Genomic DNA, 16165 nt, shown 5'->3' with positions numbered 1-16165 from the left:
TATTATACACACAAATATAATCTTTGTATATTTATATTTCTATCTTATTAAAATTTTCTGTTTAAAAAATAAACCTTTGTAAACGTTTCATATTACCGTTTAACCTGACCAAAGCGTCAAAATTAATAATTTTTATTTTTTTCTAAATTATCAGATAAAAATAAATTTTATATTTTATAATATCTTATGTATAATTATTCTCCTCTTTTTGTCATAAAATGAAGGTTCCTTCATATTGAAAATATGTAAGCTAAAATGAGTGCAAAGGATAGAAAAGTATGTTACGATACACTTTGCTAAAAATAGATATCTGTAAAGAGGGGACGGACATGACAGCAATTCACTCCCAAAATGGGCCGACAGAAAAATTAAGTTTATTCTTATTAACATGGCCTATTTTTCTAGAAGTTTTTCTTTTTATGTTAATGGGGATCGCTGATACTTTCATGTTAAGTGCATTATCAGACGATGCTGTATCTGGGGTTGGTGCAGCGAATCAATATCTTCATATCGCTATTTTGGTACTAGAAGTCATCGGGAACGGCGCAGCTATCGTCGTATCTCAATACCTCGGTTCCAAACGATTTATGGAGGCATCTAAAATATCAGCATTAGCAGTCACATTAAATTTAGTGGTTGGGCTCGTTATAAGCGCTGTTTTTCTTTTATTTTCAAAACATATGATGATGGCAATGAACTTACAAGGCGATGTACTAACGTATGCACAAAGCTACTTATCCATCGTCGGAGGTGCTATCTTCCTTCAGGCTATTATTAACTCATTAGCCGCAATTATCCGCGTACACGGTTTTACAAAGCAAGCGATGTTTATTTCACTTGGAATGAATATTATTCATATTGCTGGAAACTACGTACTCATTTTCGGGAAATTTGGTTTCCCTGAACTCGGTGTGCAAGGAGCTGCAATTTCTTCTGCTGTCAGCCGATTAATCGCACTTATTGTGTTCTTCTGGTTACTATACCGCGTTATGGAATACCGTGTAAAATTACAATATTACTTCACTTTATCAAAAGAATACGTCGGGAAAATTTTAAAAATCGGCATTCCATCTGCATTTGAACAAGTCATGTATCAAGCTTGTCAAATTGTCTTCCTATATTACGCAACATACTTAGGAACAGAATCATTAGCTGCTAGACAATACGCTACTAACATCTCCATGTTCACTTATTTATTTGCAATTGCAATTGGTATGGGAACAGCAATTATTATCGGGCGCCTTGTTGGCGGTGGCGAAAAAGATGAAGCATATGAACGCGTATGGAAAAGTGTAAAATGGGCGATTGGCGTCACTTTATGTATGGTTGCTCTCGTTATTACATTCCGCACACAATTAATGGGGCTATTTACAGATAATCCTCATATTATCTCTCTAGGGGCAAACGTTCTTTTACTAAGTGTAATACTGGAAACGGGACGTACGATGAACATCGTCATCATTAATTCACTTCGCGCAGCTGGCGATGCAAAATATCCAGTTTTAATTGGCGCATTTTCCATGGTGTTAATGAGTTTACCGCTCGGTTACTTTTTCGTCTTCCATTTAGATATGGGACTCGTTGGTATTTGGCTAGCGATTGCTATCGACGAATGGACGCGTGCAATTATTATGTTCTTTCGCTGGAGAAGTAGAGCGTGGGAAAATTATGCGCTTGTTAAGCCTGAAGAGCAAGATGAGAGTGTTCCTGTTCAGGCGCAATAACAATTCTTTAAATATATCGATTTATTGACAAAGGTTTATAATATAAATGTTTTATATAGTAGAAAGAGCCATCCTTCCGTAAAAGAAGAATGGCTCTTTTTCTTATTGATAGATCTCTTTATATTTCTTATATTCTGCTTCAGAACATAATACGAAATGTCCTGGGCGAATTTCACGCATTGTTGGCACTTCACTACCATAATTATGCTGTGATGGGTCGTATACGATACGTTTACGATTACGCTCATAATCTGGGTCTGGAAGCGGAATTGCTGATAATAGTGATTTTGTATATGGATGAATTGGATTCGCATATAACTCATCACTTGTTGTTAGCTCAACGATTTGACCACGGTACATTACACCAATGCGATCACTAATGTATTTTACCATCGATAAATCATGGGCAATGAATAAGTATGTTAAGCCTTTTTCTCTTTGTAACTGTTTTAGCAAGTTTACAACTTGCGCCTGAATCGATACGTCAAGCGCTGAGATTGGCTCATCGGCAATGATAAATTCAGGCTCTACAGCAAGTGCACGAGCGATACCGATACGTTGACGTTGTCCACCTGAGAATTCGTGTGGGAAACGGTTTGCGTGTTCTTTATTTAAACCAACTGTGTTTAACAGTTCATGAACACGGTCCATACGCTCTTTTTTGCTTTTTGCTAGTCCGTGAATATCAATACCTTCTGCAATAATATCCCCTACTGTCATACGAGGGTTTAATGACGCATATGGATCTTGGAAAATCATTTGCATTTTACGATTGAATTTCTTCAGTTCTGCGCGTGATTTCTTACCATGTACATTTTCACCATCGAACAACACTTCACCAGCAGTTGCATCATATAAACGAATAATCGTTCTTCCAGTTGTTGATTTACCACAACCAGATTCTCCTACAAGCCCGAATGTTTCTCCGCGGTAAATATCAAATGAAATATCATTAACCGCTTTGACAACACCACCACTCACGTCGAAGTGCTGCATTACATTTTTTACTTCAATTAATTTCTCACGTTGTTTAGTCATGTTGTTCACCTGCTTTCATTTGAAGAATGCGTTTCTCAACGACTGCCGGTGGCTTTACTTCTGGAGCTTGCTCGTGAAGTAACCAAGTTGCCGCATAGTGTGTATCACTTACTTTAAATAAAGGTGGTTCCATTTCAAAATCAATTTTCAGTGCCTGTGGGTTACGTGGTGCAAAAGCATCCCCCTTAGGCGGTTTTAATAAGTCTGGAGGCGTTCCAGGGATTGCATATAATTCTTCCTCTGATCCATCTAAGCTTGGCATAGATGCGATTAAGCCCCATGTGTATGGATGTTTTGGATTGTAGAAAATTTCATCAACAGTTCCAATTTCAACAACTTTACCAGCGTACATAACCGCAACTCGGTCAGCAACATTCGCTACTACACCTAAGTCATGCGTAATGAAAATGATTGCCGCTTCTGTTTTTTGCTGAATGTCTTTCATAAGCTCTAAAATTTGCGCCTGAATTGTAACGTCTAGCGCTGTTGTCGGCTCATCGGCAATTAATAATTTCGGGTTACAAGCTAACGCCATCGCAATAACTACACGCTGTCTCATACCACCTGAGAATTGGTGAGGATATTGTTTTAAACGCGCTTCTGGATTTGGAATACCTACAAGGTCGATTAATTCTAAAGCAACTTTACGTGCGTCTGCTTTACTCATCCCTTGGTGTTTAATAAGGCCTTCCATAATTTGATTTCCAATCGTCATCGTTGGGTTTAATGATGTCATTGGATCTTGGAAAATCATCGCGATATCTTTACCACGTACTTGTTGCATTTCTTTTTCTGTTAGTTTTGTTAAATCACGGCCATCAAATACGATTTCACCATTTTTAATACGTCCAGGAGGATTCGGAATTAATCCCATTAACGCTTTAGAAGTAACTGATTTCCCTGAACCAGATTCTCCTACAATTGCTAATGTTTCTCCTTTTTTCAAATCAAAAGTAACGCCGCGTACAGCTTGTACTTCACCTGCATGTGTATCAAAGGAGACTTGTAAATCTTTTACCTCTAACAATGTTTTCATTTTTACCTCTCCCCTCTTTTACTTACGCATTTTTGGATCTAACGCGTCGCGTAATCCGTCTGCCATTAAGTTAAATGCCAAAATTAATATACTGATGACAACCGCAGGGATGAACATCATATGCGGATACGTTTGAATTGATTTATAACCATCATTTACAAGAGAACCAAGTGATGCGAATGGTGGCTGAATACCTAAACCGATGAAGCTTAAGAACGCCTCACCAAACACTGCTGTTGGAATTGTAAACATTGTCATTACGATAATTGGTCCCATTACGTTCGGGATTAAGTGTTTTACAATTAATTGTGTATTTGTTGCACCTAATGTACGAGATGCTAATACATATTCTTGGTTTTTTAATTTTAGGATTTGTCCACGAACGATACGCGACATCCCTATCCAACCTGTAATCGCCATCGCCAGTGTAATTGACCATATACCAGATCCCATAATGATTACCATTAAAATAACGATGATTAAGTATGGAATACCGTTAATAATCTCCATAATACGTTGCATAATATTATCTACTCTGCCGCCATAGAACGCTGAAATACCTCCGTATGCAACCCCAATTATTAAGTCAATTGCTGCTGCTAAAAGAGCGATATATAATGATACACGCGTACCTTCCCATGTTCTTGTCCATAAATCACGGCCAAGATCATCTGTACCAAACCAGAAATACTCTTTAATATCACGTTTTTCATATTGGTCAACACCATATTGATCTGTACCGTCAAATGGTAGCCAATGAACATTTTCAATAACAGGAATTTTTGGTGGTAATTTCGCACGACCTAAATCTTGCTCTTTATACGAGTGTTTACTTACCATCGGTCCAAAAATTGCTAGTAATATAATAAGGCCTAATAATACTAAGCCAAACATCGCACCTTTATGTTGGAACAAACGTCTTCTTACATCTTGCCAAAACGTTAAGCTTGGACGGGCAATGACTTCATTATCAACATTATTTTGATTGGCTGGTTGAAATAAATCTGGAGATAATTTTTGTACATCTTTCATCATTTTTTCCCTCCCGCTAAACGAATACGAGGATCAATAATTCCGTATAAAATATCGACAATGAAAATAACTAAGATGAAAATCGCACTATAGAAAATTGTAGTTCCCATAATAACTGTATAGTCATTCACTGTAATAGATTTAACGAACTGTTCCCCAAGTCCAGGTACAGCATAAATTTGCTCAATAACTAGTGTCCCTGTAATTAAACCTGCAACCATTGGTCCTAAAATTGTTACAACTGGAATTAACGCGTTACGAAGTGCGTGTTTGATAATGATAACGCCTTGGCTAATTCCTTTCGCTTTCGCTGTTAAAATGTAGTCAGACTGCATAACTTCAATTAATTCTGCACGAGCGAAACGTGCGATTGTTGCGATAACTGCCATCGATAAAGCGATGGTAGGCATTACTGTAAACTCTGGTCCTTTCCAGAATGCTACTGGGAACCAACCAAGTTTTACCCCTACGAAATATTGTAGTAATGCGGCGAATACAAACGATGGTACCGACATCCCGAGTACGGAAATAATTGTCGCCCCATAATCGACCCATGTATTGTTACGAAGTGCCGCAACGATTCCTAAAATTAAACCAATAAATGTTCCTAATATGATCGCTTGTAAACCTAGTTGTGCCGATGGTCCAATACGATCCACAATCATGTCTGTTACTGGGCGGTTATCATATTGGAATGATACCCCTAAATCACCTTTTGCTAAGTTACCTAAGTAACGTGCGTATTGAACTGGTACCGGATCATTCAATCCGTATTTTTCAAGAATGATTTCCTTTTGTGCCGGTGATAGCTTCTCCTGGTTTTTAAGTGGAGAACCCGGAAGTAATTTCATCAAAAAGAAAGTCAGTGTAGTAATTAAAAATAATGTCAAAGCCATGTACACGAAACGTTTTAATACATAACGTCCCATAGTTAAGCACCTCCCCGTTTTTCTCAAAAGCAATAAGATAGTTTAAAATATTCTTACTTTTATTTTTTTAAAATAAGAGCATATGCCCATCATAGGCATATACCCTTGTAAACGATGGAAAAAAAGATTATTTTTGTTCAACAGATGCCCATTTGTAAGTTAATCTACCACCATAGTTGATTGGGATAATATCTTTTACAGCACCTTTTACTACATACGCTGAACCTTTTTGGAAGATCGGAGCGATTACCGCATCCTCTTTAACTAGCATTTTTTCTACTTCTAAAAGGTTATTCCAGCGAGCTTGTAAATCTTTTGTATCTGTTTTAGCTTTTAGAATTAACTCATCATATTTCGGATTAGAATACCCTGTTTTATTTTGAGACCCATTTGTAACAAACATATCTAAATATGAGATTGGATCTGGGAAATCTGGACTCCAAATACCAAACGCAATATCATATTGCTGAGAATCTTCTAATTTATTTTTTTGAGCGAATGGCTGTTGTTTAATTTTAATCGATAAACCAGGTAAGTTCTTTTCCATCTCACCTTTTAAGAATTCGCCAACCTTTTTAGCATCTTCATTATCAAAGTTTAAGAATTCTAGTTCGATTTTATCAGTGCCAAGCTCTTTCTTCGCTGTTTCCCAAAGCTTTTTCGCTTCTTTTGGATTCGTTTCAGCCAACTTTCCATTTTCAGCTCGGAAGTCTTTTTTATTCGGACCTTCAGCGAAATCTTTTCCAACAAATCCGTAAGCTCCAATTGCACCGTTATTTAAAATAACTTTTGCAATGTTATCACGGTCAAAGGACATTGAAATTGCTTTTCTTAAGTTCTTATTACTTAAGTACTGATTACTTTGATTAAACCTTAAGTAAGCAACCCCGGCTTCTTTTCTTGTTTGGAACTCTGGGCTTTGTCTAAACTTATCAACAAATTCAGACGTTAAAGCCGCACGATCAATCGCATTTGTCTCATATAAATTTACATCAGTTGCTGTATTTTTTACAATATTAAAATTGATTTCTTCGATTTTAACCGTTTTATTATCCCAATACGATGGGTTCTTCTTAAATTGGAAGCTTTGCTCATGTTTCCAATCACTCATAACGAATGGCCCATTATATAATGTTGTATTTGCCTCTAATCCAAACTTATCACCTTGTGCTTTTACAAAGTTTTCATTTAGTGGGTAAAATACTGGATACACTGTTAAATCAACAAAGTAAGGAACGGGATTATCTAATTCCACTTCTAATGTATAATCATCAATCGCTTTTACACCTAATTGGTCAGCAGGTAATTCTTTTTTATGAATCTTCTCTGCATTTTTAATATCAAACATAATGTACGAATACGTCGCTTTTGTATCTGGATTTACTGCTCTTTTCCACGAATATACAAAGTCTTTAGCTGTTACAGGTTCCCCATTCGACCATTTCGCATCTTTTCTTAATTTAAATATGTATTTCTTTCCATCATCTAGCTTTTGAACATCTTCAGCAACTCCAGGCATTCTCTTTTGATCTTTGCCGGTACGATACAATCCTTCCATCGTATTATTTAATGCTGTAGAAGATGCAGAGTCAGATGCTAATGATGCATCCATTGACGGAATTTCAGATAACTCTGTTAAATTAAGAATCTGTTTTCCGTTACTACTACTCGTAGCGTTCTCTTTCCCTTTTGCTTTTGCGTCATCTTTTTGGTAGCTACACGCGCCAAGCAACATACTTGCAGTTAAAGTTGATGCAAGTAATAACGGTATCTTTTTCTTCATGTTGTGTTGCCTCCCCTAATTGCACTTCCTGTACCCTCACTTGTTAAAAAGTAGAATTGAAAGAATAATCTCCAAGTTTCTACAATTTTCATTATACATATAATACGACGATTGTGAATATAGTTTTTTGTTTTTTTGTTAAAATTTTTAATAAAATATTTATATTTTAAATTTTTTGTAAAGGGATAGGTTAACATTGATACCATCATCTTGAAATCAGACCTCTAATTGCGTATAATTTTCAAAAAATTAATTCTAGTACTTATTATAGCTTTTATAGTATAATAATTCTAGTAATATTTTGATGGAGGGGAATATTTTGAATAAAAATTTTTTTCATACTTGTATACTAATTTTTGTATCGATAATCACTTCTAGTATAGGCGCATTTCTCGTTTCATCTCAATTTTTGTTGAATTTTGTCAATATCTCGTTTTATATCGCACTATTTTTTATTCTCATAGGTGGTTTTTTATTCATATTTCAAAATGGATTTTTCAACATAACTCTTTACGCCTTCCAAAAAGTATTTGGTACGAATAAAAAAATAGACTCTTTAATCGAAGAATCAGAAGAACCTGTTAATAAGAAAGAACGTATTTATAAAACATATTCATTCAAATGGACATATCCTATTTGTATTACAGGTATCATACTCGGGGTATTCTCGACCCTTATCAGCTTTACTATTTTGATGTAGTTTGCAAACACTATCCCATATGATATAATAATCAGCAAAACATTTTGTTATAAAACTTTAGTTCTTTCATATTAAAAGAGCTCAGTTAACAATAAATAAATTTATATGTATGCGATGATAAAGAAGAGTACATATTGAGGCAGTTTCAGAGAGCTTGTGGCTGGTGTGAACAAGTAATTGCGCAATATGGAATGGGCTTTTGAGCACCAAACCGAACCGAAAGTAGTAGGCTTTGGCGTTATATCCAAACGTTATTTTGGATTAAAGAGATTTCACAGTAGTGGAATAATTAGGGTGGTACCGCGGTCCATTCGTCCCTATAGTTTTTGGGGATGAATGGGCTTTTTTATTTGCCTTCTCTTCCCTATCACGCATTCAATTTTAGGAGGAATTACTTATGTCAGTTATCTTTTCTGGTATTCAGCCGAGTGGAACGATTACACTTGGAAACTATTTAGGAGCTATGAAGCAATTTACAGAGCTTCAAAATGAACACGACTGTTATTTCTGTATTGTAAACCAACATGCTATTACAGTACCTCAAGATCCTGTACAACTTCGCAAAAACATTCGTAGCCTTGCTGCACTTTATGTTGCATGCGGCATCGATCCTGAAAAAGCTACTCTATTTGTACAGTCAGAAGTACCAGCACACGCTCAACTAGGATGGATTATGCAATCTGTTGCTTACGTTGGAGAATTAGAGCGTATGACTCAATATAAAGATAAAGCTTCTGGTAGAGATTCAGTTCCAGCTGGATTACTTACGTATCCACCATTAATGGCCGCTGATATTTTACTTTACAACACTGAAATCGTGCCTGTTGGTGATGACCAAAAACAACATATGGAATTAACACGCGATCTAGCAGAGCGTTTCAACAAACGCTTCCGTGAAGTGTTCACAATTCCTGAAATTCGCATTCCAAAAGTAGGAGCTCGCGTTATGTCATTAACAGAACCTACGAAAAAAATGAGTAAATCTGATCCGAATCCAAAATCAATGATCAGTATGCTTGATGAACCAAAAACAATTGAAAAGAAAATTAAAAGTGCTGTAACTGATTCAGAGGGTATCGTGAAATTTGATAAAGAAAACAAACCTGGAATCTCTAACTTATTAACAATCTACTCTTCATTCTCTGGAAAAACAGTTGAAGAAATAGAAGCAATGTACGAAGGAAAAGGATACGGCGACTTCAAAGGTGACCTAGCACAAGTAGTCGTAGAAGCTATCCGTCCAATCCAAGACAAATATAACGAACTAATCAACTCATCAGAACTAGACGAGATTCTAGACAAAGGTGCCGAAAAAGCAAACCGCGTTGCGTTCAAACAACTACGCAAAGTAGAAAACGCAATGGGACTGAGCAGAAAACGTAGATAACATAAAAAGCGAAGCCACCGAACATTCTTACCGCTGGAGCTAGATTACTACAAAATTAAAAAACCGCCAATTGGCGGTTTTTTAATTTACCTTCTGCTCATTTTCCATCTCCCATAACTTTTCGAAAAATGGCTGTCCTTTTACAAGGCGCTCACATAATTGTTCATGCTTCTCAGACCAGCCTGCTTTTGCTTCATCATATAGTCTAGCCCAAATATCTTCAAACTCCATATGTTGGACCATTCCATATGCTGCTGGATCCCATTCTGTGTACCAATAGCGAATTTCCGCTGTATTTTTCGTTGTATGTAATTGATCTAACGCCATAAATAACAATTGTTTTAGCTGTCTTTCTTTACGAGTTAAGCCATTCATAATGAAAGGCGATGGTGATAAAATATGATGTTCTTTTGCTGTTTCTTCTACTTCAAACTCATACTTTTCTGCTTGTACGCTTTCTACCATCTCATATACCATCTGCTCTTGGCGAGGTATCAGTCTACTTTTTCGAATTGGTACATTGTAACCAATTGTATCAATCGCAATAATTCCTTTTCCATCTGTAACAACAAAACAATACTCTTGCTGCAAACGTTCATGATTTTTACGAATATAAGCCTTATGATGTACGTCTTCCAACAATTTTTGTGGAAGCTCTAACAATTCGTTCTCGATGTAATGATATAATGTGGCATCTACTTTTAATAATGGCACTTGATCTAATAGCTCAATCGTATCATCTTTCCGCCATTCGTAAAAATGACAAACGTTATACCCATTTTCTTCACCTTCAAACCAATTTACCCATACATCATGTAGATATAACATTCTCTACCCCTCACTTCACTACTGTTTGTACCAATCATTATGTTCATTTTTGCTTAACTTTATTCCACTTAAGGAAATATATTCTAATTATTATTTTTTCTTCTATAATATCTAAGAAACACAGGAGATAGAGCTCCTGTGTTTTCATGAAACATGAAACGTATTTGCTTTACTCAATATTTCTTTCGCATCTATAGATAATAAAGATAGTGTATCTTCTTCTTCCAATGCTACACAATCTTTTACAATATGAAATCCAAGTGCGTAGCCAAGCATTTTCGGATAGGAATGAAGTCCATTTAATAAAATGTCGTGCTCTCTTGTTCCTCGCTTTATACTTATTCTTTCGTGTACAACATTTTCCCAATAATAAATTGCTTCTTCTTTTGAAAGATACGTCGTCCATGGGGCATTATTTTTTTCTGTATATCTTTCCGTTACTGCCTGTTCAGCTAATCCCTCCATAATCATCGTATCGAGTAATGTATACTCCGTTTCTTTCGTCTCAATTTGATGTAATCTGCATATATGGTGATATTCATGCGCTAATAAAGCTTTTAATTCTTCCACCGAATTCCGTCCACACACGAACAAGAAAATAACGTGGCGCATAGATAATCCAGATTTTCCGTTATATTCTTCTTGTACAGTCCGATTATAGGAATCTGATAACAAAATAAAGATAGGGACATCTGGACCCTTTAACCAATTTTTCAATTTTTCATACTCCATGCTAAGTTTTTTCCAAATTTCTTTTTCCTCTAATTCTTTAATTTCCTGTTCTCCTCGCATGACCGGGCGATACATACCTTTAGAAATTAAAAAGCGATACAACCTTTCTTTTGGCAGTGGAATATATTTCGTAAATTTCTCACAAAGCTTTTCTGGCCGTCCATAATATAGATGTAACCACTCGGCCGTTTCAACAATCCCCATCTTTATCCCTCCTTTTTCTTATGTATATGCAAAAAAAGAAAAAGGCGTAAAAATAAATAAGGTGTTTTTTCGTAGTTTATTACGAAAAAACACCTTATTTCATCTATTATTTATACGATTTAAATACTAATACTGCGTTATGACCACCGAATCCTAGTGAGTTACTTAATACCGCTTTTACTTCTTGATGTCTCGCTTTATTTGGTACGTAATCTAGGTCACATTCTGGATCTGGTGTTTCATAGTTAATTGTTGGAGGAATTACTCCGTCTGTAATTGATTTAATAGAGAAGATCGCTTCTACAGCACCAGCTGCTCCTAATAAGTGACCTGTCATTGATTTCGTTGAGCTAATTGCTACTTTATAAGCATGCTCACCGAACGTTTCTTTAATTGCCATCGTTTCATACTTTTCATTCGCATCTGTACTTGTACCATGCGCATTAATGTAATCAATATCTTCTGGCTCTAGACCTGCATCCGCTAAAGCTTGACGCATTGCACGTACTCCGCCCTCACCGCCAGGAGCAGGCATTGTAATATGGAATGCATCACCCGTTGCACCATAACCAGCAATTTCCGCGTAAATGTGAGCACCACGAGCTAATGCGTGCTCTAATTCTTCAAGAATCAGAATACCCGATCCTTCACCCATTACGAAACCGCTACGGTTTTTATCGAACGGACGGCAAGCTGTTGCTGGATCTTCATTAAATGTTAAAGCTTTCGCTGAACTAAATCCTGCGAATGCCATACTTGTTAACGGCGCTTCTGCTCCGCCAGTTATCATTGCATCAGCATCACCGCGCTGAATCGCTTTAAATGCATCACCAATTGAGTTTGCACCAGATGCACAAGCCGTTACAGAACAAGTATTAATTCCTTTTGCTCCAGTCGCGATTGATACTTGACCTGCCGCCATATCTGGAATCATCATCGGTACGAAGAATGGACTCACACGGCGTGGACCTTTCTCAGTAAAAATCTTAAATTGTTCTTCGTATGTTTCCATACCACCAATACCAGAACCAATCCATACACCAATTCGAGGTCCGTTTTCTTCTGTAATTTCAAGCTTTGCATCCGCAACTGCCATTTTCGCTGCTGCTACTGCATATTGTGTAAAGCGATCCATACGACGCGCTTCTTTTTTATCAATATATTTCTCGACTTCAAAGTCGTTAATTTCTGCTGCTACTTTTGCTGGAAATAGTTCCGGATCAATTCTTGTAAGTCGTCTGATTCCAGATACACCCTTTTTAATGTTTTCCCAAGCTGTTTCAACATCTGTTCCGACCGGTGTAACAGCTCCTAGTCCTGTAATTACGACCCTCTTTTTTTCCATACAAAATACACTCCTTTTTTCTCTCAGTCCTTATTTACCCCAACGAAGAGCGACTGCTCCCCATGTTAATCCGCCGCCAAAACCAACAAGTATAATTAAATCACCGTCTTGAATACGTCCATTTTGCAATTCCTCTACCATTGCAATTGGAATTGAAGAAGCTGATGTATTACCAAACTTTTCAATTGTCATACTCATTTTCTCTTGTGGTAAATTTAATCTCTCCCTTGCAGATTCCATAATACGAATATTCGCTTGATGCGGTACTAAGAAATCCACATCCTCTTTCGTAAGGCCAGCTTTATCTAACACACGAAGACAAGAATCCCCAAGTTGACGAACAGCAAATTTAAAGACTTCTCTGCCATTCATCATAACATACTCGTCTTGATAAAGGTGCTTGCCACCACTTCCATCTGCTCCTAGTTCGAAAGATAGAACGCCTCTTCCTTCTGAAACAGCTCCCATTACGATAGCGCCGGCTCCGTCTCCAAATAGTACTGCTGTATTTCGATCATTCCAGTCTACAATTTTAGATAATTTATCACTGCCAACTACTAATACATTTTTATAAGTTCCCGTTTGTATAAATTGCTGCGCTGTAATCATTCCGTACATAAAGCCAGCACACGCTGCACTTAAATCCATTGCAGCTGCGTGCTTCGCTCCAATAGCTTCTTGAATCACACAAGCTACTGCTGGAAAAGCACGATCTGGCGTTACTGTTGCCACTAAAATAAGATCGATATCCTCTCCGCTAACCCCAGCGTTTTCAAGTGCTTTTTTAGAAGCCTCTACGGCCATATATGAAGTATCTATTGTATCATCGGCAATGCGTCTTTCTGCAATGCCCGTTCTCGTACGAATCCATTCATCGGATGTATCCATTACTTTCTCTAAATCGTGATTTGTGACTACTTTCTCCGGCACATATCTTCCGATCCCTAAAATGCCCACGTTCACATCGCAGCCCTCCGTTTTATATCAATTGTTATGACTTGGTACTAATTTTAAAACATAAATGTATTTTTGTCTAGAATATATTTCAGCTAAAGCATAAAGCTAGCGCATGATTCACCTTATTTTTCATGAAAAGAAACAGAAACATACCTTTCCCTATCCTTATCCTTACTTCGCTCGAAATAAAAAAGGCCCTAACCGCTTCTACCCGCGGTTCGAGCCTCTCCCCTCAAAAAGAAGGTTTTTGTTTTATTCTTTATCCGCTTTCCCAAGCTCATATGCTTCGTTCATAACTTTCATCAATAACTCTAATACTGGCTGTGCTTTCTCCATATCAAGCGCAATTCCATTTGAATCTAAAATTGCCTTTGCTTCTGGTAAATGCTTCATTGCGATTTGTAAAAATTGCATGTTTTTTTCATTCATGTTTTATCTCCCTTTCCATACAAAGCTTTCAATCCATTATCCATACAATAGTGTAACACGTGCACTACCCTTCGTATAACTCTTTATATTTTTTCATATGTGCCAATTGCTTATTTAAACCGTATTCTAACGGGGTATTTCTTTTTATCGTAACAACCTCGACAGCTTCATCTCTTACTTCCTTATTTTTTTCATTCACTTTATCATCTGCACGCAAAAGGTTCATACCTTTTGCCCATAACGACTGTTTACCACTAAGTAAATTGTATATACCAAGATACTCCCCATTCGTTCCATTTTCCCATAAGTATTCACATACATCTTCAACGTAAAGTAAATCGCTTCCTTGCTCCTCACTCGTACAATGGCATTCTTTCTCATCCAGCTCTGATAAAATGAGCTGATGATACATCATAAAGGATGGTTGCCACGGCCCATATAATGTAGGAACTCGAAATACACTATATTGTAATTTCCACTTTTTCAATCCTTCTTCCACTTTTGAAAATAGACGTTTATTTTCGGATTCGTCCGCGCTTCCTATTTCAATAGAAGAAAGTAAATTTAACTTTACTTTCTGTTCTTCACACATTCTTATAATCCGCTTTAAATATTGTAATATGACTCTTTCATTTCGAAAGCCGCTTTGCTGATTTGGTTCATACAAGCAAAAGTAAACGGTATCGAAGTTTTCTTCCTCCACTGATCTCCAGCCATCTTCATCTCTTATCGAATAATACGTAAATAACGCATTTCGCCCAATTAACAATAACTTCTCTTCATTAATTTTTGTCATACTATCGAATTCATCAAAATCAAGACCATACACTTCTACTTCTTCTGCAATCATTTTATTCACAAGGTGATAACCTACAAACGTAAGTGCACCTATAATCAGCACGCGTTCCATACCACCAACCCTTTCCCCTTGAAACAAATAGCTCCTCATTTATGTATATGGGAGCTTCACAATTCTTCTTCATATTTTTTAAAGAAATCATTCGTTTGTCTAACCATTTTATATTTCACATCTTGCAGATGAAATAAGACAGAAGTATCGCATTGATTTAATTGCCTCATTTTCTCATATTTACGTAACAATTGTTTTCTTCCTCTTTTTTCTTGTGTTGATACGAAAATTTTAACAGGTACACAAGACGGAAGAAGTGCAAATGATTTCTTGTTAATTTTTGATTCTAATTCTTCTTCTTTGGAATCATACGCCAAACTTAATTCCTTCAATAATCTTTTGTAAAAAAACTTATGCTCTTTCTCAAACTCTACATATTCTGGTAAATCTAAACAAGGATTTAGCATAACGACAGAACGTATACATTCAGGGTATTTGTTCATCATCTCAAGCGCTACAAGTGCCCCCATACCATCTGCCATAATGTGCATTTTCGCATTTAACGTCTCTTTTCTTAAAACAACATCATATAAACGTTTTGCTAGACAAACAGATTGATCGTTCCCCCAATGTCTCCCGTATAAATTAGAGGAAAAGACCGTGTAGCCTTCCTCAATAAGACCATGTAAAAAATAAGCTCTTCCTGCATGCTGTGTCCATAAACTTGTACCATTCTCAATAAAGTAGTTGTAATCACCGAGAAGCATAACAGAAAATCCATTCGGCTTCTCCGGTAAATAAATTACACATGGTTCTTTTTCTAAGTAAAAAAAACGTTCCGTAACACTCATTTTTCTCCCGCCTTATTTTCTAAACATATAAAACCACTCTTTTATACTGTATGAAAGGAATGCGAATTTGCGTTGAAAAATCTACAAATATTTTTCTATATTCTTTTTTCAATTGTGTTACAATAAGGACAGATTGAACGAATAGAGGTGTAAAATATGCGTTTCATTTGGGCATTAATTTGGTCGTTCTTGCTTGTACATATGATGAGCTATGTAATCGGCTCTATGACTGGCGGTGCATACGATTTTAACCAAGCGTCTATTTTCTCAGTTGTTCTTGCTGTATTAGTACTAGCGATTTCAGCTACGATTCCAAACGAGCCAGTAGAACAACACTAAA

The 16165-nt window shown here is 36.6% G+C and carries 16 protein-coding genes and 1 other annotated feature; of the genes, 4 read left to right on the top strand and 12 right to left on the bottom strand.

All coding sequences use genetic code 11. The features are described from left to right. The first annotated feature begins 278 nt into the window (after window positions 1–278). Complete coding sequence (locus tag ACQKNR_RS09525) at window positions 279–1724, top strand: MATE family efflux transporter (RefSeq protein ID WP_427317298.1); 1446 nt, start codon at window positions 279–281, stop codon at window positions 1722–1724. A 102-nt stretch (window positions 1725–1826) separates the two neighbouring features. Here the strand turns inward: ACQKNR_RS09525 and ACQKNR_RS09520 are convergent, their stop codons facing one another. From ACQKNR_RS09520 to ACQKNR_RS09500, 5 genes are all read right to left on the bottom strand, one after another. Next, window positions 1827–2762 (bottom strand): ABC transporter ATP-binding protein, encoded by a 936-nt coding sequence (locus tag ACQKNR_RS09520; RefSeq protein WP_427317296.1) that lies wholly within the window; start codon window positions 2760–2762, stop codon window positions 1827–1829. After that, entirely contained in the window at window positions 2755–3798 is a 1044-nt protein-coding gene (locus ACQKNR_RS09515; RefSeq protein WP_100061112.1) for an ABC transporter ATP-binding protein, read from the bottom strand. Before ACQKNR_RS09515 ends, ACQKNR_RS09520 begins: the two co-directional genes overlap by 8 nt. Window positions 3799–3816: 18 nt before the next feature. Further along, window positions 3817–4833: an oligopeptide ABC transporter permease gene (opp3C, locus tag ACQKNR_RS09510; protein ID WP_427317294.1), complete on the bottom strand. Its 1017-nt coding sequence runs from the start codon at window positions 4831–4833 to the stop codon at window positions 3817–3819. After that, window positions 4830–5759 (bottom strand): oligopeptide ABC transporter permease, encoded by a 930-nt coding sequence (opp3b, locus tag ACQKNR_RS09505; protein WP_427317292.1) that lies wholly within the window; start codon window positions 5757–5759, stop codon window positions 4830–4832. The genes opp3C and opp3b overlap by 4 nt, the downstream gene beginning before the upstream one ends. A gap of 127 nt (window positions 5760–5886) precedes the next feature. Beyond that, entirely contained in the window at window positions 5887–7542 is a 1656-nt protein-coding gene (locus ACQKNR_RS09500; RefSeq protein ID WP_427317290.1) for a peptide ABC transporter substrate-binding protein, read from the bottom strand. A 319-nt stretch (window positions 7543–7861) separates the two neighbouring features. On the opposite strand from ACQKNR_RS09500, the gene ACQKNR_RS09495 reads away from it, so the two are divergent. Both ACQKNR_RS09495 and trpS read left to right on the top strand, forming a co-directional pair. Beyond that, window positions 7862–8242 (top strand): DUF3899 domain-containing protein, encoded by a 381-nt coding sequence (locus ACQKNR_RS09495; protein ID WP_427317288.1) that lies wholly within the window; start codon window positions 7862–7864, stop codon window positions 8240–8242. A gap of 105 nt (window positions 8243–8347) precedes the next feature. After that, window positions 8348–8564: a binding site (T-box leader), on the top strand. Between the two features lie 75 nt (window positions 8565–8639). Next, complete coding sequence (gene trpS / locus ACQKNR_RS09490; RefSeq protein ID WP_427317286.1) at window positions 8640–9629, top strand: tryptophan--tRNA ligase; 990 nt, start codon at window positions 8640–8642, stop codon at window positions 9627–9629. Window positions 9630–9710: 81 nt separating this feature from the next. Here trpS and ACQKNR_RS09485 read toward each other — a convergent pair whose 3' ends face one another. The 7 genes from ACQKNR_RS09485 to ACQKNR_RS09455 all read right to left on the bottom strand — a co-directional run bounded on the left by ACQKNR_RS09485 (window position 9711) and on the right by ACQKNR_RS09455 (window position 15825). Further along, the gene (locus ACQKNR_RS09485) at window positions 9711–10457 is read right to left on the bottom strand and encodes a YjbA family protein (protein WP_427317284.1); all 747 of its coding nucleotides are present in this window, start codon (window positions 10455–10457) and stop codon (window positions 9711–9713) included. 144 nt (window positions 10458–10601) lie between these two features. Continuing rightward, window positions 10602–11393, bottom strand: a complete 792-nt coding sequence (locus ACQKNR_RS09480; RefSeq protein WP_427317282.1) for a DUF2268 domain-containing protein — start codon at window positions 11391–11393, stop codon at window positions 10602–10604. A 106-nt stretch (window positions 11394–11499) separates the two neighbouring features. After that, window positions 11500–12738, bottom strand: a complete 1239-nt coding sequence (gene fabF, locus ACQKNR_RS09475) for a beta-ketoacyl-ACP synthase II (RefSeq protein ID WP_193411633.1) — start codon at window positions 12736–12738, stop codon at window positions 11500–11502. Window positions 12739–12768: 30 nt separating this feature from the next. After that, window positions 12769–13701, bottom strand: a complete 933-nt coding sequence (gene fabH / locus ACQKNR_RS09470; protein ID WP_427317281.1) for a beta-ketoacyl-ACP synthase III — start codon at window positions 13699–13701, stop codon at window positions 12769–12771. Between the two features lie 246 nt (window positions 13702–13947). Then, window positions 13948–14124 carry a ComZ family protein gene (locus ACQKNR_RS09465; protein WP_193411635.1) on the bottom strand — a complete coding sequence of 59 codons (177 nt, stop codon included), beginning with the start codon at window positions 14122–14124 and terminating at the stop codon, window positions 13948–13950. Window positions 14125–14188: 64 nt separating this feature from the next. After that, window positions 14189–15061, bottom strand: coding sequence for an NAD-dependent epimerase/dehydratase family protein (locus tag ACQKNR_RS09460; protein ID WP_427317279.1), 873 nt, complete (start codon window positions 15059–15061; stop codon window positions 14189–14191). A 29-nt stretch (window positions 15062–15090) separates the two neighbouring features. Next, window positions 15091–15825 (bottom strand): alpha/beta hydrolase, encoded by a 735-nt coding sequence (locus ACQKNR_RS09455; protein WP_427317277.1) that lies wholly within the window; start codon window positions 15823–15825, stop codon window positions 15091–15093. A 156-nt stretch (window positions 15826–15981) separates the two neighbouring features. Here ACQKNR_RS09455 and ACQKNR_RS09450 point away from each other — a divergent pair, with 156 nt between their 5' ends. Beyond that, window positions 15982–16164, top strand: coding sequence for a YjzD family protein (locus ACQKNR_RS09450; RefSeq protein WP_193411638.1), 183 nt, complete (start codon window positions 15982–15984; stop codon window positions 16162–16164). Window position 16165: the final 1 nt, after the last annotated feature.

It is taken from the genome of Bacillus sp. NPDC094077, from assembly GCF_050279465.1.
In the GTDB taxonomy this organism is placed as follows: Bacteria; Bacillota; Bacilli; order Bacillales; family Bacillaceae_G; genus Bacillus_A.
The sequence above is the reverse complement of the archived record's forward strand: the minus strand, read 5'-3'. Positions and strand labels throughout refer to the sequence as shown.